This window comes from [Clostridium] fimetarium, assembly GCF_900111235.1.
Classification (GTDB): Bacteria; Bacillota; Clostridia; order Lachnospirales; family Lachnospiraceae; genus Clostridium_N; species Clostridium_N fimetarium.
On the sequence record NZ_FOJI01000010.1, the window covers coordinates 104271 to 125945 of the forward strand.

At 34.2% G+C, this 21675-nt stretch carries 20 protein-coding genes; 4 read left to right on the forward strand and 16 right to left on the reverse strand.

Features of this window, described 5'->3' with window-relative positions; all coding sequences use genetic code 11:
• The first annotated feature begins 75 nt into the window (after positions 1-75).
• Both BMY18_RS13240 and BMY18_RS13245 read left to right on the forward strand, forming a co-directional pair.
• On the forward strand, positions 76-303 hold the full coding sequence (locus BMY18_RS13240) for a helix-turn-helix transcriptional regulator (RefSeq protein ID WP_092454808.1): 228 nt from the start codon (positions 76-78) through the stop codon (positions 301-303).
• Positions 293-709, forward strand: coding sequence for a DUF2178 domain-containing protein (locus tag BMY18_RS13245; protein WP_092454810.1), 417 nt, complete (start codon positions 293-295; stop codon positions 707-709). Before BMY18_RS13240 ends, BMY18_RS13245 begins: the two co-directional genes overlap by 11 nt.
• A 154-nt stretch (positions 710-863) precedes the next feature.
• On the opposite strand, the gene BMY18_RS13250 is transcribed toward BMY18_RS13245, so the two are convergent.
• Together BMY18_RS13250 and BMY18_RS13255 are read right to left on the reverse strand one after the other, a co-directional pair.
• Positions 864-2555 carry a methyl-accepting chemotaxis protein gene (locus tag BMY18_RS13250; protein WP_092454812.1) on the reverse strand — a complete coding sequence of 564 codons (1692 nt, stop codon included), beginning with the start codon at positions 2553-2555 and terminating at the stop codon, positions 864-866.
• 2 nt (positions 2556-2557) lie between these two features.
• Positions 2558-3907, reverse strand: a complete 1350-nt coding sequence (locus tag BMY18_RS13255) for an HD-GYP domain-containing protein (protein ID WP_092454815.1) — start codon at positions 3905-3907, stop codon at positions 2558-2560.
• Between the two features lie 219 nt (positions 3908-4126).
• Here BMY18_RS13255 and BMY18_RS13260 point away from each other — a divergent pair, with 219 nt between their 5' ends.
• Entirely contained in the window at positions 4127-4351 is a 225-nt protein-coding gene (locus BMY18_RS13260; protein ID WP_092454817.1) for a helix-turn-helix domain-containing protein, read from the forward strand.
• 360 nt (positions 4352-4711) lie between these two features.
• On the opposite strand, the gene BMY18_RS13265 is transcribed toward BMY18_RS13260, so the two are convergent.
• From BMY18_RS13265 to BMY18_RS13300, 8 genes are all read right to left on the reverse strand, one after another.
• The gene (locus tag BMY18_RS13265) at positions 4712-6235 is read right to left on the reverse strand and encodes a sodium:solute symporter family transporter (protein ID WP_092454819.1); all 1524 of its coding nucleotides are present in this window, start codon (positions 6233-6235) and stop codon (positions 4712-4714) included.
• Positions 6236-6418: 183 nt separating this feature from the next.
• Entirely contained in the window at positions 6419-7228 is an 810-nt protein-coding gene (locus tag BMY18_RS13270) for an amidohydrolase family protein (RefSeq protein WP_092454821.1), read from the reverse strand.
• A gap of 14 nt (positions 7229-7242) precedes the next feature.
• A complete protein-coding gene (locus tag BMY18_RS13275) occupies positions 7243-7671 on the reverse strand; it encodes an amino acid-binding protein (protein WP_092454823.1) in 429 nt (142 codons plus the stop codon).
• Between the two features lie 116 nt (positions 7672-7787).
• Positions 7788-9086 carry a phenylacetate--CoA ligase family protein gene (locus tag BMY18_RS13280; RefSeq protein ID WP_092454825.1) on the reverse strand — a complete coding sequence of 433 codons (1299 nt, stop codon included), beginning with the start codon at positions 9084-9086 and terminating at the stop codon, positions 7788-7790.
• A 129-nt stretch (positions 9087-9215) separates the two neighbouring features.
• Positions 9216-9788, reverse strand: a complete 573-nt coding sequence (locus tag BMY18_RS13285) for an indolepyruvate oxidoreductase subunit beta (protein ID WP_092454827.1) — start codon at positions 9786-9788, stop codon at positions 9216-9218.
• Positions 9789-9790: 2 nt separating this feature from the next.
• Positions 9791-11539, reverse strand: a complete 1749-nt coding sequence (gene iorA, locus BMY18_RS13290) for an indolepyruvate ferredoxin oxidoreductase subunit alpha (protein ID WP_092454829.1) — start codon at positions 11537-11539, stop codon at positions 9791-9793.
• Between the two features lie 4 nt (positions 11540-11543).
• Positions 11544-12821: a phenylacetate--CoA ligase family protein gene (locus BMY18_RS13295; protein ID WP_092454960.1), complete on the reverse strand. Its 1278-nt coding sequence runs from the start codon at positions 12819-12821 to the stop codon at positions 11544-11546.
• Positions 12822-13313: 492 nt separating this feature from the next.
• Positions 13314-13991, reverse strand: coding sequence for a polysaccharide deacetylase family protein (locus tag BMY18_RS13300; RefSeq protein ID WP_092454831.1), 678 nt, complete (start codon positions 13989-13991; stop codon positions 13314-13316).
• Positions 13992-14168: 177 nt separating this feature from the next.
• Here BMY18_RS13300 and BMY18_RS13305 point away from each other — a divergent pair, with 177 nt between their 5' ends.
• Positions 14169-14351 (forward strand): DUF4250 domain-containing protein, encoded by a 183-nt coding sequence (locus BMY18_RS13305; protein ID WP_092454833.1) that lies wholly within the window; start codon positions 14169-14171, stop codon positions 14349-14351.
• A gap of 133 nt (positions 14352-14484) precedes the next feature.
• On the opposite strand, the gene clpB is transcribed toward BMY18_RS13305, so the two are convergent.
• From clpB to BMY18_RS13335, 6 genes are all read right to left on the reverse strand, one after another.
• Positions 14485-17073 (reverse strand): ATP-dependent chaperone ClpB, encoded by a 2589-nt coding sequence (gene clpB, locus BMY18_RS13310; protein WP_092454962.1) that lies wholly within the window; start codon positions 17071-17073, stop codon positions 14485-14487.
• A 325-nt stretch (positions 17074-17398) separates the two neighbouring features.
• The gene (locus BMY18_RS13315) at positions 17399-18739 is read right to left on the reverse strand and encodes a tyrosine-type recombinase/integrase (protein WP_330385988.1); all 1341 of its coding nucleotides are present in this window, start codon (positions 18737-18739) and stop codon (positions 17399-17401) included.
• Between the two features lie 168 nt (positions 18740-18907).
• A complete protein-coding gene (locus BMY18_RS13320; protein WP_092454835.1) occupies positions 18908-19102 on the reverse strand; it encodes a hypothetical protein in 195 nt (64 codons plus the stop codon).
• Positions 19099-19902 carry an ATP-binding protein gene (locus BMY18_RS13325; protein ID WP_092454837.1) on the reverse strand — a complete coding sequence of 268 codons (804 nt, stop codon included), beginning with the start codon at positions 19900-19902 and terminating at the stop codon, positions 19099-19101. The genes BMY18_RS13320 and BMY18_RS13325 overlap by 4 nt, the downstream gene beginning before the upstream one ends.
• Entirely contained in the window at positions 19903-20430 is a 528-nt protein-coding gene (locus tag BMY18_RS13330; RefSeq protein ID WP_170841405.1) for a replication initiator protein A, read from the reverse strand. It abuts the gene before it with no gap.
• A gap of 2 nt (positions 20431-20432) precedes the next feature.
• A complete protein-coding gene (locus tag BMY18_RS13335; protein ID WP_092454841.1) occupies positions 20433-21647 on the reverse strand; it encodes a hypothetical protein in 1215 nt (404 codons plus the stop codon).
• Positions 21648-21675 lie beyond the last annotated feature (28 nt).

Here is a 21675-nt window from a genome sequence, read left to right on the forward strand (position 1 = left end):
AAAACGTTATAATATGAAGTCTGCTTCACGTGAAGTGCACTTCACATTATATTATTATACTAGGAGGGTGATATATTGAAAAACAGAGTAAAAGAATTTCGCACAAGTGCTAATATGACGCAACAACAATTAGCCGATATAGTAAAAGTATCTTCTCGTACTATTATTTCATTGGAACGTGGTCAATATAATCCATCCATTATGTTGGCGTATCGTATAGCACTAATATTTAATACAAACATCGAGGAATTGTATTGTCTAGCGTCAAATAAAAATCAGGAGGATAATGAAAATGAAAATTAAAAGTATAAGACATTTTATTACAGGAATTTTATGTGTAGTTTTATCATTAATTTGTTTAGGTGTGTTAATTGTTAATGGATTTAGCATTAGGTATCTTATATCTGCTATTTTGCTAATCATATTTAGTTTGATTAGTTTTGTTTATAGTTTCTCAGTAAAAGGGCTTGAAGAAGAAATCAACGAAAGCGTTGATGAAAGAGACAGTTTTGTGACTATGAAAAGTGGTCATAAAACTTTGCAGATAGCAAATTGGCTTTTTTTCTCTATCGTAATGATTTTGATTTTACTTTATGGATTTACGAAGTTTTTTGTTTTTCTAATATCTGCAATGACCTTATGCGCAGTAATTGTAATATTATTGATTTTAATGATCATTATGAATTGTTATTATGAAAAACACGAATAATAATCCTTCGTAAATATGTTTTTTTATTTAATGTTATTATAGAAAAATACAAAAAATATGTGGAGTTATTTTTCCACATCTTTTTTGCAAGTTTTCTCTTTTGCAATAATTGATCTATATTTTTACTAGCTCAATTTCTTACTAATGTATCTGATTACACAGTAAACTTATTCACTGCTTTTTTTAATAATTTTGAGTTTTTCAAACTAATATCTGTTTCATTTTTCACCTGTTCTACCATTGTGACAATTTCGGATATTTTTTCAGCAATTTCCTGTGTTCCCATTGCGCCTTCATTTACAGTTGTTGCAACTTCACTCATTGCCTTCATAATACCTTCGATTGTTGCAGTTAATTCTTCGGCTGTTGAACTAAAATCATTTACCAGATCATCAACAAATTTACCATCATTCCCATAAGCTTCCCCTGTATTTACCATTTCATCATAATCTTTTAATACTGTGGTATCAAAAAATTCCATAATTGTTCTAGAGCTACTAGACAAGTCATTTACCGAAGTTAAAACTTCTGCCGTAACCTTCTGGATTTCACTAACTGTATTTTTTGAACTTTCTGCAAGATTTCTAATTTCATCTGCAACAACTGCAAATCCTTTACCTGCCTCACCTGCTCTTGCTGCTTCTATTGCTGCATTTAACGCCAAAAGATTTGTCTGTGTAGAAATCCCCAATATTGTATCTGAAAGTACACTTATCTTTTCAATAGCCTTTGATTTTTCTAAAGCCGTTTCAAGATTAGTCTTTGTATTTTCGTAAACCTTTTTTGATACTTTTTGTGAATTGATTGCACTTTGCATTAATTCATCGGCTCTGTTACTAATCTCATTTGCAGAAATAGCTCCCTTTTGTGCTCTATCTGCCATAGACACTGTTGCATTCTCGATTTCTACTGATGATGAATTCACCTCTTCTGCTGCTGCGGCAGTCTCTTCCATACCAGCAGATAGTTCTTGTATTGTAGCTGATGATTGTTCAACATTTGAACTGAGATCTTTCATATAATCCACTACGCTCAAGACTGCATTCTCTACACCCTCTGTACATTGGTTAACCTCAATAATAATAGTTCTTATATTTGCTATAAATTGGTTCACTGCCGCTGCTAGTTCTCCAATTTCATCCTTGGATTTAATATCAATTTTATGTGTTAAATCCCCACCCTTTTGAACGAGATCAAGCAATCGTAATTTCATCTTTCTTATTGGGGTAGTTATACTGTGAATAATGTACAATTCCAATATTGTTCCAGTTATTATTCCTATTATTATAATTAAAACGATTATATTTCTCACTGAAGAATAGGTACTATCACCTTTTGCGCTAACTGCTGCTGAATCACTTTTGCTTGCATCAACAAGAACTGTTATTGCATTAGTAATTTTGTCATATGCCACTTTACTGTCTCCTTTTACAAGAGTCAAAGCACCTTGTGTATCCATCTGCCTACTTGCTTGGATTATTTTCTTGTGTTCAGTCATATATATACTCCAATTAGTATCTATGATTTTTATGTACTCATTATTATCATATTCTTGGTATTCTTTTATGAGAGTCTCTATACTAGACTGTAAATCATTAATTCTTTTTTCAAGATCATCCATACTTGCCGCATCGGTAAGTATTATATGTTGAAATTCATGTGATCTTATCCTCGCCACTTCAAAATTCAAAGTTTGAACGCGGTTAATTTGTGGTATTATTTCACTATCGATAACTGTAGACGTATTATCGACAGTCTTTAATGAAATAATCGATGTAATCCCTAATCCTGCTAGTAATAATAATAAAAATGTAAATGATAAAATCAGTTTTTTCTTAATCGTCATGTTTAATTCTCCTTTGTATTTGTTGTTTTGAATATATTTATTGTGGCATCTATGTAAGCATCGTTTTCCATTACATCCCAGTTATCCTTTGAACAAACTCTAACAAATGCTTCTACTACCTTTGGTTCGTAATACACACCCGAGTAATTTGTAATTTCCTTTAACGCATATGCCATTCCTAAAGACGGTCTATAAGGCCTATGAGAAGTAATCGCGTCTACCACATCGGCAACAGATAATATCTTTGCTTCTAATAATATTTCCTCATCCTTTAATCCATTAGGATAACCCATTCCATTCAATTTTTCGTGATGTTGCAAAACGATCTTAGACACGGGCCATGGAAACTCTATTTTAGACAAAATATCATATGCAATATTTACATGTGATTTAATAATTTCGAATTCTAAATCTGATAATTTATCTGGCTTTGTTAAAATTTCTGACGGTATTCCCATTTTACCAATATCATGTAGGAGGCCCGATATATAAATACTTTCAACTTGTTCTTTAGACAATCCAATCTCTTTAGCAATTTCAGAAGCCAAATATGCTACTTTCTTTTGATGTCTTGATGTGTATAAGTCCCTTTTTTCAACTATATTTCCAATTGCTATAACGGTTTCCATAATATGTTTATAATTTAAATGCAATTTATCTTCATATTTTTTTGTTACATCTGATATTATAATAGCAACCTCATCTTCACTTATATTGCATATCTGAAAATCTAATAATTTATTATTTCCTTTGCAATAATATTCGAAAGTTTTCTTTACTCCACAATTAATTATCATTTTAATGGAATTGCTAGATTTATTTAATTTGCTTTCAACATTTGATAGTTTTTCACCAAGTAATACCTCTTTTTTAACACTTGTCAATATTTCGAAAGCGTCATTTACTTCAACAATATAATAATCCGTATCAATATGTATACGATCACCCAATGCTTTTAAAATGATAATCCCTTGTGTTATAAAAGATATAAATTCTGTGTATTTATTAACTTGATTTGTCATCTTTATTTGTACTTTGTAGTTTTTAATAAATCCATTTATTAAGTTGACAAGATTGTTAATTATATAATTTATATCTTCATCGTTTAATTCATTTTCCATGAATTTCTTATATACAATATTTGCGACAGTGATATTATTAATATACAGCGGTATTTTAGTTGATGTATTACTTGTAATAATTATATCCGAATTAGTATATTCATCTGCTAAAGCAATCACTTCTCCATTTATATCTTCAATTAATATTGAAATTTTAAAACTTCCATAAAAATCATTTAACAATTGCGTTAATGTCTTAACATTAAGCATTTCTTTTAAAGCTATTTTCAACTTTACTTCCTCCTTTGTTAAAATACTTTTTACTAACAAGTTCGTGTTTCCGCTAATATAAATAGATTTAGAATTTTATTGTAATATTAACTAAATCACTAATAATATCGCGCCCAAAACTTGCTCGTGGAGCAAATTATAACACTATACTTGTCATATAATCAAGTAGTATTAACAAAAAGATATAAATAAAAATAATATAGTAAGGTGGTGACTTGTATGAAAAATCTAATAGGTGAAAAAGTTCGTGAAGCACGCCGAAAATGTAACCCTAAAATTTCTCAGATTGATTTAATAGCTAGGTTAGCAATCCGAGGAATCTACATGGATAGTACCTCAATTTCAAAAATCGAATCATTTAGACGCCCTGTTTCAGATATTGAATTAGTGGCTATTGCCGATGCATTAAATGTCAATATTTTATGGTTACTTGGACGGAAGTAATGCTCAATTAGAAAGAACTATTATTATACATATTGTAATACATGTGTTAATGAAAAATATTATTTCAGAATGATAAGTCCTATTACCATAAGTAAATTTTTCGCTCACGCTCCATATTTAATTGAATTTAATAAAATCGTCTCAAAAAAAGCAAAAAACACATGAATATGTCCTCTACTGTCCGCATTTGCCATTACAACCATATGAGATTATCTGAAGGCGGTTGACACATCTTTTAGTGTCAAACCGAATGCAGATAATCTCATATGGTTGTAGAGGCAATAGCGAATACGAGGACATATTCATGTGTTTTTGTACGTCTTAGCCAATCCAATTCAATTTAATTTAATTTACTTCTATTTAATTAAGCTCTTCATCCGCCAAAGATTCCTTAAGCTCCACAACCACTTTTTCTTCATAGCATTCAAATATTTCTTCAACATCTTGCTGTTTCATCTTAGGAGTAAGTAAGCTTACAACTGGAACAATAACCAAACCGGCAACCATTACCATTGCCCCAGCATTGATTGGAGATGCAATGAATTTCAAGTATATATTTGATACAGTTACACCTACACCACAGGCAAAGCATGCCCAGACAGAATATTTTGTAACACCTTTCCAATATAATCCATAGATAAATGGCGCCAGGAACGAGCCAGCTAAAGCCCCCCATGATATACCCATTAACTGTGCAATAAATGTTGGTGGATCTAATGCTATTACAACTGATACTACAATGAAAAATATCAATAATATTCTCATATAGAGCAACTGTTTTTTCTCACTCATATTCTTAATAAAATTATCTTTTAGGAAATCAAGCGTCAATGTTGAACTAGAAGTAAGCACGAGTGCTGACAAAGTTGACATTGATGCTGATAAAACAAGTACTATAACGATACCGACAATAATATCTGGAAGTGTTGATAACATTGATGGAATAATTGCATCAAATATAACGGTTCCATTAGCATTATGAATTGCTGGACTGTCAAATAGTCTTCCAAAGCCTCCGAGGAAATAACAACCCCCAGAAATAATCAATGCAAATACAGTAGAAATAATTGTACCAGTTTTAATTGATTTCTCATCTTTAATCGTATAGAACTTATGAATCATCTGTGGTAGTCCCCATGTTCCAAGCGAAGTAAGAACGATGACACCAAACAGATTAACAGGATCAGGTCCAAAAAATGATGCATATGCACCGTTTTGTACAGTACTTGGCACATCTGCCAATTGATGTATTGCGCTCATAAATCCGCCTTTACCAATCAAAACAGCTGCAATAACAGCTACGATGCCAAAAAGCATTACAATTCCTTGAATAAAATCATTAATTGCAGTAGCCATATAACCACCAAGTACTATGTATATGCCAGTAAGTACAGCCATCGCAATTACACAATATTTAAAAGGTATGTCAAATGCCATTCCAAATAATCTTGAAAGTCCATTATATACTGATGCTGTATATGGAATTAAAAATACAAATGCTATCATTGACGCCGCAATTCGAAGTTTATTGCTTTTATATCTCTTGCCAAAGTAATCCGGCATTGTCTTTGAATCAAAATACTTACTCATAATTCGTGTTCTTCGTCCAAGAATCACCCATGCAAGAAGAGAGCCAATCATTGCATTTCCAATACCTATCCAAGTTGCTGCAATTCCATATTTAAAGCCAAATTGTCCTGCATATCCAACAAATACGACTGCCGAAAAATAAGTCGTTCCATAAGCAAATGCCGTAAGCCAAGGGCCAACGCCTCTTCCACCTAATACAAAATCATTTACACTTGTGGTATGTTTTCTTGAATACCAACCAACACCAATCATTATAACAAAAAAGATAATTACCAATAAAATTTTTACCGCCACTTTTAAATCCTCCCAAAATTAATTTTTAATTTCATATATATTTTATCACTTTAAAGCTTTAGCTTTTAAAACTTTAAAGTGCTAAAGCGTCAAGGCACAATCTTTCCTGAATTATTAACTATATAACGATATTCTTAAGATATTATTGTCTGCACTTATTAATATCTTAAGATACTATTATCTTTATATCTTTAATAACTCTAAAGCATTCTTATATAATATTTTGTCTAGTGTCTCATTTGAAAGTTTCATATTATCAAACCACTCAATTGATTCTTTATGTCCACTCCAGGGACTGTCTGTTGCATATAGGACTTTACTTTCCCCGTGATTCTTAAGTATTCTTAAAAACTGTTCCCTTGTAATTGCATTGTAAATAAATGCGGTATCAAGATATACATTTTGGCCTACTAGATATTCTTCAACATCATCCCAACGCTTGTATCCGCCCAAATGCGCCAATACTAATTTTTCTGGAGCAACTTCATCAATCACTTTACGCGCTGCTTGTGGTGTGCAATGAACATGATTTGGATAACCAATATCTAGACCTGCATGAGCAATTATTATAAGCCCTAATTCCGATGCATAGTCTATTATGTGCATATACTTAATATCATCAAACATTGTTTCCTGATAATCAGGATGTAACTTTATCCCTTTTAAACCCATATTCGCTATTTCTCTTAATTCATATTTGTAGTTAGAGGAATCCGGATGGATTCCTCCAAATGAAATTAATTTAACATCGTTAATGCCATCATATTTTTCATTTAATTTGACTGCAAATTCATTAATTGTCTTAAACTGTTCGGGCTTAGTCAAAACTGGAAGTATAATAGAACAATCTATACAGGCATCCTTCATTGAATTTACCAATTCAAGTCTAGTACCACTGGTAAATGCTTTTGATCCGCCTTTTGCTTCCAGTATTTTAATGGTTTTCTCTGCTAACTTATCAGGGAAAATATGTGTATGAAAATCAATTATCATTAACGTATCCTACCTTACAACATTGCGATATCCGCAGATCTAATTATTTCAACACCTTCAGCTTCTAATAACTCTACTGCCTTATCTACATCTGAGGTCTTAAGAATGATAGATGCATCATCCTTACCTGTAGATAGCGCATACATATATTCAATATTAATAGATGCTTTGCAAATTACAACAAGTAATTCTTGAAGCTTCCCTACTCGATGTGACAATTTGATTGCCATTACGTCTGTGAGCATTGCAGAAAAACCATTTTTTCTTAAAGTTTCTTTTCCTAGTTCTGGATTGGATACGATAAGTCTTAATAGCCCATAATCTGCAGTATCTGCAAGACTTAGAGATATAATATTAATGTCACTCTTTTTTAATGTGTCTAATACTTTTTCCAGACGGCCTTCTCTGTTTTCAATAAATACTGACAATTGTTTAATTAACATACTCTTTTTCCTCCTAATAATATTGTTCTAGATAATAAGAACCTACTAGCTCCATTATCCAATTTACAAAGCAAAATAGTTCAAAACAGTTGTTTCTGAATACATAGCTTTATTACTTATACAAGTTTCCGATTATCAATAACATGTACTGCTTTTCCCATACTTCTTTCCAAAGTTTTAGGTTCAACAAGCTTGATCTTTGCGGCTAATCCTATCGCATTTTGAATAACATGAGCTATCTTTTTAGTGAGGTTTTCTAGCTCACGAATCTCATCTGAGAAGAAACGTTCCTCTACCTCAACTTGTATTTCTAACGTATCCAGATTATTATGACGATCTACAATCATCATATAATGTGGAGTCGTTTCACTCAAATCTAATAATGCAGACTCAACTTGTGATGGGAATACATTCACTCCACGAATAATAAGCATATCATCTGAACGTCCTTTGAATCTACTAATTCTTGCGATTGTTCTTCCACATTCACATTTGCTGTAGTCAATGCTTGTAAGGTCCTTCGTTCTGTATCTAAGTAATGGAAGTCCCTCTTTTGTTAATGTTGTAAATACTAATTCACCAGTCTCGCCTTCCGGAATTGGCTGCAAAGTATTAGGATCAATGATTTCTGGAAGAAAATGATCTTCATATACATGAAGTCCTTTATGAAATTGGCAATCACATGCAACTCCCGGTCCCATTATCTCTGATAAACCATAGATATCAAATGCATTGATATGAAGTTTATTTTCAATCTGAATACGCATATTCTCTGTCCAAGGCTCCGCACCACATATTGCAGCTTTTAATTTGATATTTGGAATATCTCCACTTTCTTCTAAAACTTCTGCTATATGTAATAAATAAGAAGGAGTACAAGCAATTGCTGTAACATCAAAATCCTTCATCATTGTAACCAATTTGTTTGTGTTACCAGTTGACATTGGGACTACTGTTGCACCAAGGTTTTCAGCTCCATAATGAGCTCCAAGTCCACCAGTAAACAATCCATATCCGTATGCGATTTGAATGATGTCATCTTTTGTAATTCCCGCCTGTGTCAGTGCTCTTGTAACACATTCACTCCAGATTTCGATATCTCTTCTTGTATACCCTACAACCGTAGCTTTCCCAGTGGTTCCACTCGATGCATGTGTTCTTACAATATCAGACATTGGAGATGCAAATAATCCAAATGGATAGGTATCTCTCAAATCATTCTTAGTGGTATATGGAAGTTTGTAAAGATCTTCAATTCCATTAATATCACCAGGTTCAACACCAGCTTCTTGCATCTTTTTGCGATAATATTCAACATTATGATAAACTCTGTTAACAGTTTTTACCAAGCGTTTGCTTTGCAAATTAGCAAGTTCGTCACGGCTCATGCATTCTTTTGCTTCATTCCAGATCATCAGTAAATCCTCCTATTTATAATTAAAATCCAAAAATTTTCTCTTACTAGTCAAATATTCTTAATGATATTTCTCCTATTTATTAAATGTTAAATATTAAGTGTACTTAAAATATCATTAATTATAACACTATCTGCTATTATATCCTAGCAAGAACGCTTTTTTATTAATATCAACCGTCTTAGGAGGGACCGTTTTACCAATCACATCTAACCAAGCTTCTTGACTAAAATCCATATGCTGAGCTGCAATTCCAAGTACAATGATATTAAATGTCTTTGAATTACCAAGTTTCTTCGCTTCCGACATTGCATCAACAGAATAAACCTTATATTTTTCTTTTAATTGTTCGATAATATTTTTAGGATACTCAAATGCTCCAGTAACAACAGTAATAGGCTCAATACATAGGTCATTCACAACGATTACACCGTGTTTTTTAAGAAAATGGCTATAACGCAGTGCTTCTAATCTTTCAAATGCAATCAACACATCTGCTTGTCCTGCTTCTACAATTGGCTCCGAAACAGAATCACCATAACGCACGAAAGTAACTACACTACCGCCTCTTTGCGCCATTCCATGAACTTCTGATAACTTAACATCATATCCTGCATCTTGCGTAATACCACCTAAAATTCTGCTTGTGAGCAATGTTCCTTGTCCGCCTACGCCGACTATCATAATATTCTTCGTTTTCATATTTAATTCTTGCCCCTTTCTATACAATCAATTGCATCGAACTTGCATAATTGTTTACAAAGTCCACAACCATTACACATCATCTCATCAATTGCAATTGTACCATCTTCATTCTTTGTAAGTGCTGGGCAGCCAGGTTTTAAGCACATACCACACTTCTTACATTTTCCTGAAATTGGTTTGCATACGTTAGGGAACTTGATTCCTTTTATAAGCACACAAGGGGATTTCGTAATAATTACTGAAATCTCATCTTTTGCTACTTCTTCTTTCAAGATTCTTTCTAATCCAACTAAGTCAAATGCATCTATCTCTATTACATTTTTGATATTGATTGCCTTACACAATGTTGCAATGTCAATTGCATTTGCTACTTCTCCTTGAAGAGTCTTGCCCGTTGATGCATTATCTTGATGGCCTGTCATCGCAGTGATTGAATTATCCAAAATTACAACTGTTCCTGTACCATTATTATATACCATATTCATTAAAGAGTTAATACCTGTATGCATAAATGTTGAGTCACCAATTACTGCGACCCAATTCTTAATATACTCTTTTCCTTTTGCTTTTTCCATACCATGAAGTGTAGAGATACTCGCTCCCATACACACTGTCGTATCAATTACATCTAGAGGTGCAACTGCTCCTAATGTATAACATCCAATATCACCAGCTGCATGAATTTTCAGCTTTTTCAGCACTGAAAATACACTTCTGTGAGGACATCCAGGGCAAAGAATTGGTGGACGCGCTGGAACCTGAGCTTGTGGTGTTAAATCTAAGTCTTGTTTTAATACAGCCTTACGAAGCAAGTTCGCACTATATTCTCCCTGACGAGTAAATATTTCTTTGCCAATCGCCTTGATTCCCCAAGATTTTACCTGTTCTTCAATGACTGGCTCCAATTCTTCAAATATGTAAAGAGTATCTACTTTAGATGCAAATTCTTCAATAAGCTTTCTTGGTAATGGATTTACAATTCCAAGTTTTAATACGGAAGCATCTGGACAGACTTCTTTGATATAATGATATTCAATACCTGCTGTAATAAATCCGATTTTTGTATCGTTGTATTCCACTTTGTTAATTGGAAATGTACAGCCATCAACTTCTAGCTGATTCATACGATTTTCAACATGGATATGACGCCCTATTGCATTACCTGGCATCATAACATTTTTTCTTATATTTCTTTCATATGGTTTGTCTTCCACTTCTATTCTTTCTTCTAATATTACTGGACTTTGTGAATGTGAAAGACGTGTCGTTGTTCTTACGATTACTGGGGTATCATATTGTTCACTGATTTCAAATGCGAATTTAACGAAATCCTTCGCTTCTTGACTATCCGATGGTTCTAAAACTGGAACAAGTGCTGCTCTTGCTACACATCTTGTATCCTGTTCATTTTGAGAACTATATAAGCCTGGATCATCAGCTGCTACTAAAACCAATCCGCCATTTGCGCCAATATAAGATACCGTAAACAATGGATCACTAGCTACATTAACGCCAACATGCTTCATTGAAGCCATTGCTCTTACACCACTTATGGATGCGCCAATTGCAACCTCCATTGCTACTTTTTCATTTGGTGACCATTCTGCATAAATCTCTTTATATTTTACAATATTTTCGCTAATTTCTGTACTTGGTGTTCCAGGATATGCTGCTGAAACTTTTACTCCTGCTTCATATGCGCCTCTTGCAATTGCTTCATTGCCCAACATGATTTTCTTTTCTGCCACTTGATTACACTTCCTTTCTTAAGTCTTTAACTCGTTTTGCTTTTCCTTCGAATCTTTGTAACGTATTTGGTGATTCAAGCTTGATTTTTGCATCTAATCCCAAAACCACGCGTAATTTTGCTTTTACTTTCTTTTCGATATCTTCTAATTCTTTGTAAGAGTCGGTTGCTTTTACAAGTTCCACTCTTATTTCTAAACTATCCGAGAAATCTTTTCTTGAAACGATAATCTCATAGTGAGGACCAATTTCGTCAACACTTAATAATACTTCTTCGATCTGACTTGGGAAAACATTCACACCACGAATCTTTAACATATCATCTGTACGTCCATCTAGATTTTCCATACGGCAAGTTGTTCTTCCACACTCACATGGTTCATAAATGAGTCTTGTAACGTCTTTTGTACGATAACGAATCAAAGGTAATGCTTCTTTATATATACATGTAATTACAAGCTCACCTTTTTCTCCTATTGGTAAAACTTCACCTGTCTTTGGATTAATAATCTCGGGTATAAAGAAATCTTCATTAATATGCATACCGCACTGATATTCACATTCCCCTGAAACGCCAGGGCCCATAAGTTCACTCATTCCATAGTTAGATGTTATTAATATATCTTCTCCCCAATACTTATGCATCTCTAACCGCATAGCATCGGTTAAAAGTTCACTTCCGACTAGTCCAATTTTAATGTTCAAATCTTTTTTAGGATCAACTCCCATATGTAATGCAACTTCTGCTATTCGGAGTGCATAAGAAGGTGTTGCAACCAATAAGGTTGTACCAAAATCCTTCATATACATAATCTGCTTTTCAGTGTTTCCTGTAGATGATGGAACTATTGTAGCTCCAATATGCTCTAACCCATAATGTAATCCTAGTGCTCCTGTAAACATTCCATATCCGAAACAAATCTGTGCGACGTCACTTTTAGTAGCCCCACCCATTGTGGCAATACGTGATACACATTCCGTCCAAACATCAAGATCTTTTTGCGTATATCCAACGACTGTTGGCTTTCCAGTTGTTCCACTTGATGCATGAATACGAACCAATTCATCCTTTTCAACCGTAAATAGTCCAAATGGATAATTATCTCTCATATCCTGTTTCGTAACAAACGGAAGTTTTTGTAAATCCTTTAATGATTGAATATCCTCAGGTTTTACGCCTACATCTTCCATCTTCTTGCGATAAGCAGGTACTTTTTCATAGACACGCTTAACAGTTTCTTGAAGACGCGCTAATTGTATCTTTTCAATTTGTTCACGTGACATGGACTCTTCTTCGCTCCATATCTTTTTCACCTTATCTTCATTCAAAACGATTACCTCTTTTACATTTGAATTCTTTTATCCATCAAATTATAGACAAATACAGTTTAACACACTTATGTGCTAAAGTGCTACATAATTTGTTGTTTTTTTACTTTTTTTATGCACTTTTATTGTATATTTAACTTTAAAAAATAGATTATATTTTTTATAAATGTTTTATATTAGTAGGTTTTATATTTGAGTAATTTTATCTTTTAATAATTTATGTTTTGATGTTCTATATTTTAATGTTCTATATTTGAGTAGTTCTAAGTCTTGATGGTTTTATATTTTGTTTTTACGCCAACTCCTATCCAAACGTAACCGGTGAATAACAATTTATAATGTGCATTTACCGCAGACCGGCTGAAAACAGCGCCCTTTGCTGTTTGAAGGAAAGGCAAGGCAAATACACAATTATAAATTGTTATTCACTCACCACCCCCCAGAGTCTTAATCCAATATAATCTGATCAACCGTCACAAAAATATACCCCTTTGCCTTTAACTGTTCAATTATTTCAAGTGCCGCAGTTACAGAAGAATCATAAAAATCATGAAGCAAAATAATATCCCCACTTTTCACTTTACTCACGACTGCTTTCACAACGCCATAGGTATCTGTCGTGTTCCAATCATTTGGATCAACACTCCACATTACTGGTGTCATATTAATTTCAAGTTGAAGTTTATCACTATAAGACCCAAATGGAGGACGAATATATTTGGGCATATAACCCGTAATATCATATATCAAATTATTTGTAGACTCAATTTCTTCTAACGCCATATCATGACAAACATCACATAATTCTACATGCGAATATGTATGGTTCCCAATCAAATGTCCTTCTTCATACATTCGTTTAACTATATCTTCATTTCCAATAATATTCTTCCCCATCAAAAAAAATGTGGCTTTTACATTGAGCTCTTTAAGCCCATCTAATAATCTAACAGTCGTAGATCTACGAGGTCCATCATCAAATGTAATTGCCACTACATTTTCATAATATATTACTGACGTATTGCTTACAGTTTCTTTATATTTATTATTATCCATATAGGAACATGCAAATAATCCACAAATAATTAATATTAATAATACTTTACATAATATTCGCTTTTTCATATAAATTCTCTCTAAACAATGATTTATATTATAAATTAATTATATGCAGCAAATTGGATATTAATTATTATAGTTGATTGACACGTGTTTTTTAGACTGATATAATATGATTTAAATTAAAATCTAAATACATAACTATGAAATTATAGAGACAGCATTTCAGAAACGAGGAAAATCATGACACATACAATTCCACAAGACCCAATCATGCTACTAAGTTTTACGAACACACAATTACGAGATCATTTTAATAATCTCACTGAATTCTGCAAAGCATATATGATTGATGAAACACATATCATTCAAAAGCTACAGCTTGTAGATTATACTTACAATGAAAATACCAATCAATTTATATGAGGACAAAAAGAACATGCTTTCCATTTAATTACAGAACTCTGTAAAATAAAATGGAAAGCATGTTCTTTTTGTACGTGAAATAAAATGTGAAACATTATATTTTAATATAATCGTCGTAATCTATATAATTATTTTAATGGTTAAGAATGGCTTTTAATTCGCCATTTATAGCATCTACCACAATTACATCACCTGTATTTATATTTCCACCAAGAATCAGTTTTGCGGCTAGTGTTTCCACCGTTTTTTGAACATATCTCTTCAGTGGCCTTGCACCATACATTGGATCAAATGCTTTTTCAACAATAAATTCTTTGGCTCTATCTGTTAATTTTACACTAAGTTCCTTATCGTCCAAACGTTTGTTAATATCATTAATAACAAGATTGATAATGAATCCAATATTTTTCTTTGTCAATGGCTTGAATATGATTATTTCATCTAATCTGTTTAAGAATTCTGGTCTAAAGTGATTTTTCAAATCACCCATTACCATATTTTCGACTTCTGGTGAAATCGTACCACTTTCATCGATTCCTTCAAGTAAGTAAGTTGACCCAATATTTGAGGTCATAATAATGATTGTATTCTTGAAATCTACTGTTCTACCTTGTGAATCGGTAATTCTACCATCGTCTAACACCTGTAACAATACGTTAAATACGTCAGGATGTGCCTTTTCAATTTCATCAAAAAGTACTACTGAATATGGTTTTCTACGTACTGCTTCCGTAAGCTGACCGCCTTCATCGTATCCAACATATCCTGGTGGAGCTCCTATCAAACGTGACACGGAGTATTTTTCCATGTATTCACTCATGTCAAGACGTACGAGATTTGATTCATCGTCAAACAAACTTTCTGCCAAAGCTTTTGCTAGCTCCGTTTTACCTACACCGGTTGGCCCTAAGAATAGGAATGAACCAATTGGTTTTGATGGATCTTTGATACCTGCTTTGGATCTTATAATAGCATCCGTGACTTTTGTTACGGCTTCATCTTGACCTACTACTCTTTTATGAAGTATTTCATCTAACTGCAAAGTCTTTTTACGTTCTGATTCACTCAGCTTTGCAACGGGAATTCCAGTCCATCTAGAAATAATCTTTGCGATTTCTTCTTCCGTAACACTTTCGTGAACCAATTCCATTGCTTTTTCGTTCGTTTTTTCTTCTGCTGCACTCAATTGTTTTTGTAATGTTGGCAGTTTTCCATATTGAAGCTCCGCTGCTCTGTCTAAATTATAATCGCGCTTTGCAGCTTGAATATCAGTATTAACCTGCTCAATCTCTTCACGTATTTTACTAATCTTATCTACGCTATTTTTTTCGTTATCCCATTTTGACTTCTGTATCTTAAATGTTTCTTTTAATACAGATAACTCTTTTTGAATAATCCCAAGACGTTCTTTGCTTAAATTATCCGTTTCCTTTTTAAGTGCTGCATCTTCAATTTCCATCTGCATGATTTTTCTTTGTAATTCATCCAATTCAGTTGGCATAGAATCAAGTTCAGTCTTAATCATAGCACAAGCCTCATCAACGAGATCAATCGCTTTATCTGGAAGAAATCTATCTGAAATATATCGATCCGAAAGGATTGCAGCCGATACTAACGCACCATCTGTAATTTTAACGCCATGAAACACTTCATAACGTTCTTTTAAACCACGAAGTATTGAAATTGTATCCTCAACAGTTGGTTCACTTACCATAACTGGTTGAAAACGTCTTTCCAGTGCTGGATCTTTTTCTATATATTTTCTATGCTCATCAAGTGTTGTTGCACCGATACAGTGTAATTCGCCTCTTGCAAGCATTGGTTTTAGCATATTACCAGCATCCATTGAACCTTCTGTCTTACCGGCTCCAACAATTGTATGGATTTCATCTATAAATAATATGATTTGTCCTTCACTTTTTTTCACTTCATCTAAGACAGCTTTCAATCGCTCTTCAAATTCACCACGATACTTTGCACCTGCTACTAATGCACCCATATCTAGCGCAAATAACTTCTTCTCCTTAAGTCCTTCTGGCACATCACCTCTTACAATTCTTTGGGCGAGTCCTTCTACGACTGCTGTTTTACCAACACCTGGTTCACCGATTAGGACTGGATTGTTCTTGGTTTTTCTTGATAGAATACGGATAACGTTTCTGATTTCAGCATCACGTCCGATAACTGGATCAAGCTTTCCGTCCTTTGCAAGTTCCACCAAATCCTGACCATATTTCTCTAACGTATCATAAGTTACTTCTGGATTGTCACTTGTAACCTTTTGATTACCTCTTACAGTCGATAATACCTGTAAAAATCTATCCTTGGTAATATTAAATTCTTTGAATAATACTTTGATTTCTTTATTAGGCTCATTAATCATTGCTAAAAATAAATGTTCCACTGACACGTAAGAGTCACCCATTCTCTTCGCTTCATCTTCTGCATTAATTAGTACCTTGTTCAGCGAATTACTAATAAAGACCTGACCTCCGCCAGATACTTTGGTTTTCTTCTTTAAAAGGGCCTCACTCCTATTTAAAAATAATTCTTTGTTAATTTCCAGTTTTTCAATAAGATTAGCAATCAAACTATCCTCAATGGTAAGTAACGCATATAAGAAATGCTCTTGATCAATTTCTTGATTACCATATTCGTAAGCGAGTTTTTCGCATTTGTTCACTGCTTCTATTGATTTTTGTGTAAATTTGTTAATATTCATAATCGCTCCCATCTGCCGCTCTAGTGGCACTTAAAATCGGGGATGTGCTCCCTTTACTTCATTGAATTAACATAATTTCAATATAAATTCACTACTGATTAATGTAAAAGTACATTTCATTGATGTTACACTTGTTATACTACATGTATAGCAATAACTTTATTTTAGTTATAGCACAAAAAATTAGCACTGTCAAGACGAGAGTGCTAATTTTTTTATTATTTTTTTGAGAAGCCGTATGGTTACTGGCTTTGCATATTCGTAAATTTTTATAAAATGCCATTTTAGGGCGTTTTACACCAATTTTACACCATTTGCACGTTAGCTACGAGCCATGCGCAGCTAATTTGAAATGACTGTGGGAAGCTTGCTTACCAGCAGGCATCTTCAAATTCAGATGCATACGGCGACAGCCGTGACCGAGAAAGCTTTGCTTTCGAGGTGCATGGCTCACACTTACCCATGACTTCAATTTTGCAAGTTCCGTCTCAATTCTACTTTCATCTGTGATGTGGTTGTAGACATTCATTGTCACATCTATATTGGCGTGTCCCATCAAATACTGAACGACTTTCATATCCATTCCGCTCTCTGCCATTCTGGTACAGCCTGTATGTCTAAATATGTGAGCTGAAATTCTAGGGAGGAGTTCTAGTTCTCTTTTTTCTTTTTTGGCATTATCAACTTCCTGTAGATTGTAGGCTTTCACCACATTGTACAAAACATTATTCAATGCACTTGGCATAATCGGATTGTCATTTTTCGAATTAAATATAAATCCTGTGAAGCCATCCACTTCAGCAGTACCACGCAGACCAAGCATAAAGTTCTGTTTGCGTTGTTTTTCAAATGCCTTATAAATATTTTCTGTCATAGGGAATCTTCGAATACCCGCTTCTGTCTTTGGCGTTATAATATGAAAACTATAACCATTTCCGTCGCCAAAATCTTTATAGACAAGCTGATGATTGATGGATATTACTTTTTTCTTCATGTCAACATCTGACCAGGTCAGTCCAACAATTTCACCACAGCGAAAACATGTTTCGATCATGATCTGCAACAATGGAAGGTATACGTTGTAAACAGCGCTTTTACCTACGAACTCCAATAGGTTTCTTTGTTGCCTTATGGTAAGTGCATGCTTTTCCATAGGTGGCATTCCATTATCTTTTAATGTATTCCTACTTGGATTTTTTCGGATCAGATCGTCGTCTAATGCCATCTCAAAACTGGGATAAATAAGATTATGTAGCATCTTAATGGTACTGTGAGACAGTTTCTTGCGAGAAAGTTCTGCATAAAACAACTTGATATGTGATGGTTTGATCTGAATTACCTTCATCTGTCCGATATTATTCTTAACATGATGATTCCACATATTCAAAGAATTCATCCTGGTCGTCGGAGCCAGTTTCTTTAAAAGCATATATTGCTCAAAGAGCATATTGAGTGTCATCCTACGGCTCTCCGGATCAGTTACAATATCATCATCAATATCCTTTGAAATTTGATTTTCCGTATTTCTAAGATTCACTAAATCGTCATCATAGATGGTCATCCTCTTTCCTGACCTTTCATCTACATAACGATACATATACCGACCGTCTTTTCTTTGTGATTCTCCTGTTTTTAAATTTCTTCCTCTATTATCTTTTCTTGCCATATAAATCATTCCTTTCCGCTTACGCCCTTGCTGACACCTCCTTGTCAGTTGGAATGATTTTTGTCTTACACTGTAAGTATAGCACATTCATTTCAACTGTTCTATTTTTTGACCACAAATTACTTTACGCAACAAATTTACTTTATTACAGAAATAATCATCAATGATCTAGATGGAAATTTCATTCAAATATCTTTCCACTTTACTGACCGAATATAAAACTCTACGTCCAATTGTAATCCTTGCCCTGGCATCTTCTCCAATTTTTCTTGCAGTCGCATTTCCACAGGAAAGCATCGCCGATAATCCTTCTATATCCACCGCAATCCTTTGATTTGTATTTCTAATTTTTGTCTCTCTCATGTACGTTCACCACCTTTTTTCTGTTTAAAAATACCTTTATAAAAATTCTTCTTATGATTTGCTGATTCGATCCTCTTACTATCTCCATCCACCAGAACCGGAGTGCACATATCAAGTAAGCGATCATATATTCTTGTCTTCGCTATATCTTTTTCCTTCGTAATATCCTCCATATCCAGATTTGTTGTCACGATCAATGGTCTCCCCGATTCCCATCTTCTGTTGATGACATCAAATACATTCTGAATTGCATATTCCGTGCTTCGTTCTGCCCCCAGGTCATCAATGATCAGCAGGTCATAGCTCACTAAACAACTGATATATTCTCTGGCATCATTTACAGAGATATTTGTAATAGCAGAAAAATCAGTCATCATAACTCTCTTTTCCTTTTCAAGTAATGCATTGGCAATACAAGCTGCCATATACGTTTTGCCTGTACCAATCCCGCCCCAGAAAAGCAGTCCGGCTTTTGCATTTCGTACCTCATCCCAATGTTCCACAAATGCCCTGGCACGATTCATTGCAGGTGAGCTTCCATCATCATGTTCAAAGGTCCACTCCTGCATTCTCTTCTCATGAAAGCAGATTCTTTTGTTCCTGCTAACTATTTCTGCATGTTCGCGGTCTCTACGCTCTTTTTTTTCTTTCTCTTCCTGTAATCGATGGCAGGCACACTGTCTTGGGAATCTATCGAATTTTACAAGCAGCGGCGTTGGTAATTTCAGTTCCATTGCTTCATGACATATCGAGCAATAGATCAGTCCATCATCACCAATAAATGTATTCTCCTTATCCATTTAAAAACTCTCTCCTTCCACATAGGTATAATTTTTTATTCTATTACCTGTTCTATTATTTGTTTTATTAAATGTATTACTATAGTTGTTAGTAGCCGGTTTTCTATCCTTCCATAACCCAGAATTCTGACCTGTAGTCTGGTTTTTTAGCTTACTGACAGGCAGATTTTCGGCTATCATACATTCTTCCGGCAGTAATACATAAATTAAGTTCGCGGTATTATATCCAACTCTCTTACGCACAATCAGCCCCTCCTCGTCCAGCTCCTTCAAACAGCTTTTTATAGTGGAAATGCTTTTGCCTGCATCTTTTGCAAGCTGCTCGATCGCATACCGAATATATACTTTTCCCTGCTCATCAACCCATTCATTTTTCTGGGACAATGTTGCTCTACCAAGAAGCATTCCATACACAAGCAGTGTTGTACTGTTCAATCCACTTTTGATCAGGCAGTTTGGAAGCGGCATATATCCAGTTATTTTTGAATCAGGTTCTAAATATTTTGCTTTCATACTCATTGCTCTCATGCTCATTCCTCTGACCTTTGGTCCACTGGACCAAAAGAGCTATCCAATTTATATTCCACGCTGAGTTCAAGATTCTTTAAATCTGACTGTATTTTTTCCAGCTCCTGCACTGGTACAAGCTGAAAACTCGTCTTTTTCCCATTGTATTCCGCTTCGATCCACCATTGTTTCATAATCAATTCCTTGGCAAACTTCATTCTAAATTGATATTCGCTATCTGATTCTGCCAATTTCAAGGCTTCCAGAAATGCTTCTTTTGTTTTCTTGTTTACAATATAAGTTTCCAAAATCCTAATAACAAACTCTGCATTAATTCCATTCTTTGCTGCCTGCTCAAGAATTTCCCGCTTTTCTTTTGAATATCTTTTTGAGAAAAACGCATACAATGCCAGCTTTTCAGAATTCGTCAAACCATCATAGGCGAGAAGTTCCTCTGTTGTAAGTACATCACGATTGGGCCATATACAGTTTCTTAGTTTCCTAAATGGTCTGATATTCTCCACAACATTCCTGAGGACCCTATCTGAAAATGCTCTTCCAAACGCAACTCCCTTCAACTTAGCTGCTGTTAATTTGTTCTCTGCTCCAATCTGATGAAAATAAGAGGACAGCAAGCATGTGTCTGGATCTAGCGCAGGATAAATTTCATTTATCTTAAAAAATTTCTGTCCATATGAATTCCATGATTCCTTTAATCTGACCGATGCAGAATCTACTACATTTCGTCCCATTTTAGCTTTTATTACTTCTTTTTCTAAAGCCTGATTCTGAAGTTTGGCTCTATCCTCTTTCTGTTCATATTCTTTTATTTCCTTCCTGCGACTCATCATTTCTTCAATGTTAATGTCATCTAACTTCTTGATACGTTTATTCGCTTCAACAATTGTTTTTTTCGCCTTATCAAGATCTTTTTTGCACTCGTACAGTTCACCAGACCTGTAATCGTATTCATCCCAATGAAAAATATCAGTTAGTGCACTCTCAAACTGCATTGCCTTTTCCAAACTAAGACAGATTTTGTTTTTGCTAAACTGCAGCAATCCTGTGTCTGATTTCTTTACTGCTTCAATATGAGCTCTTGCTGTTGATTCCGGCTTACCGCACTCCTCCATCAAATACGCCTTTACTTCTGGAATCGTTTTTTCGTCCTGCTGGACAAACTCATAGATTTCAATATAACTTTGAATATGTTTACATACTTCTTCCACATTTATCATTTTTCTTCTGATCCTTTCTTTTTTTTGA

What these genes read in the sequence shown, in the direction of transcription:
- BMY18_RS13315 (WP_330385988.1), bottom strand. Translation starts at nt 18,739, where the DNA reads ATGGCAAGAAAAGATAATAGAGGAAGAAATTTAAAAACAGGAGAATCA.
- BMY18_RS13335 (WP_092454841.1), bottom strand. Translation starts at nt 21,647, where the DNA reads ATGATAAATGTGGAAGAAGTATGTAAACATATTCAAAGTTATATTGAA.
- BMY18_RS13275 (WP_092454823.1), bottom strand. Translation starts at nt 7,671, where the DNA reads ATGTTAATTAAACAATTGTCAGTATTTATTGAAAACAGAGAAGGCCGT.
- BMY18_RS13325 (WP_092454837.1), bottom strand. Translation starts at nt 19,902, where the DNA reads ATGGATAAGGAGAATACATTTATTGGTGATGATGGACTGATCTATTGC.
- BMY18_RS13260 (WP_092454817.1), top strand. Translation starts at nt 4,127, where the DNA reads ATGAAAAATCTAATAGGTGAAAAAGTTCGTGAAGCACGCCGAAAATGT.
- BMY18_RS13305 (WP_092454833.1), top strand. Translation starts at nt 14,169, where the DNA reads ATGACACATACAATTCCACAAGACCCAATCATGCTACTAAGTTTTACG.
- BMY18_RS13300 (WP_092454831.1), bottom strand. Translation starts at nt 13,991, where the DNA reads ATGAAAAAGCGAATATTATGTAAAGTATTATTAATATTAATTATTTGT.
- BMY18_RS13285 (WP_092454827.1), bottom strand. Translation starts at nt 9,788, where the DNA reads ATGAAAACGAAGAATATTATGATAGTCGGCGTAGGCGGACAAGGAACA.
- BMY18_RS13280 (WP_092454825.1), bottom strand. Translation starts at nt 9,086, where the DNA reads ATGATCTGGAATGAAGCAAAAGAATGCATGAGCCGTGACGAACTTGCT.
- clpB (WP_092454962.1), bottom strand. Translation starts at nt 17,073, where the DNA reads ATGAATATTAACAAATTTACACAAAAATCAATAGAAGCAGTGAACAAA.
- BMY18_RS13270 (WP_092454821.1), bottom strand. Translation starts at nt 7,228, where the DNA reads ATGATAATTGATTTTCATACACATATTTTCCCTGATAAGTTAGCAGAG.
- BMY18_RS13330 (WP_170841405.1), bottom strand. Translation starts at nt 20,430, where the DNA reads ATGAGAGCAATGAGTATGAAAGCAAAATATTTAGAACCTGATTCAAAA.
- BMY18_RS13250 (WP_092454812.1), bottom strand. Translation starts at nt 2,555, where the DNA reads ATGACGATTAAGAAAAAACTGATTTTATCATTTACATTTTTATTATTA.
- BMY18_RS13295 (WP_092454960.1), bottom strand. Translation starts at nt 12,821, where the DNA reads ATGTCACGTGAACAAATTGAAAAGATACAATTAGCGCGTCTTCAAGAA.
- BMY18_RS13245 (WP_092454810.1), top strand. Translation starts at nt 293, where the DNA reads ATGAAAATTAAAAGTATAAGACATTTTATTACAGGAATTTTATGTGTA.
- BMY18_RS13320 (WP_092454835.1), bottom strand. Translation starts at nt 19,102, where the DNA reads ATGAGAGAGACAAAAATTAGAAATACAAATCAAAGGATTGCGGTGGAT.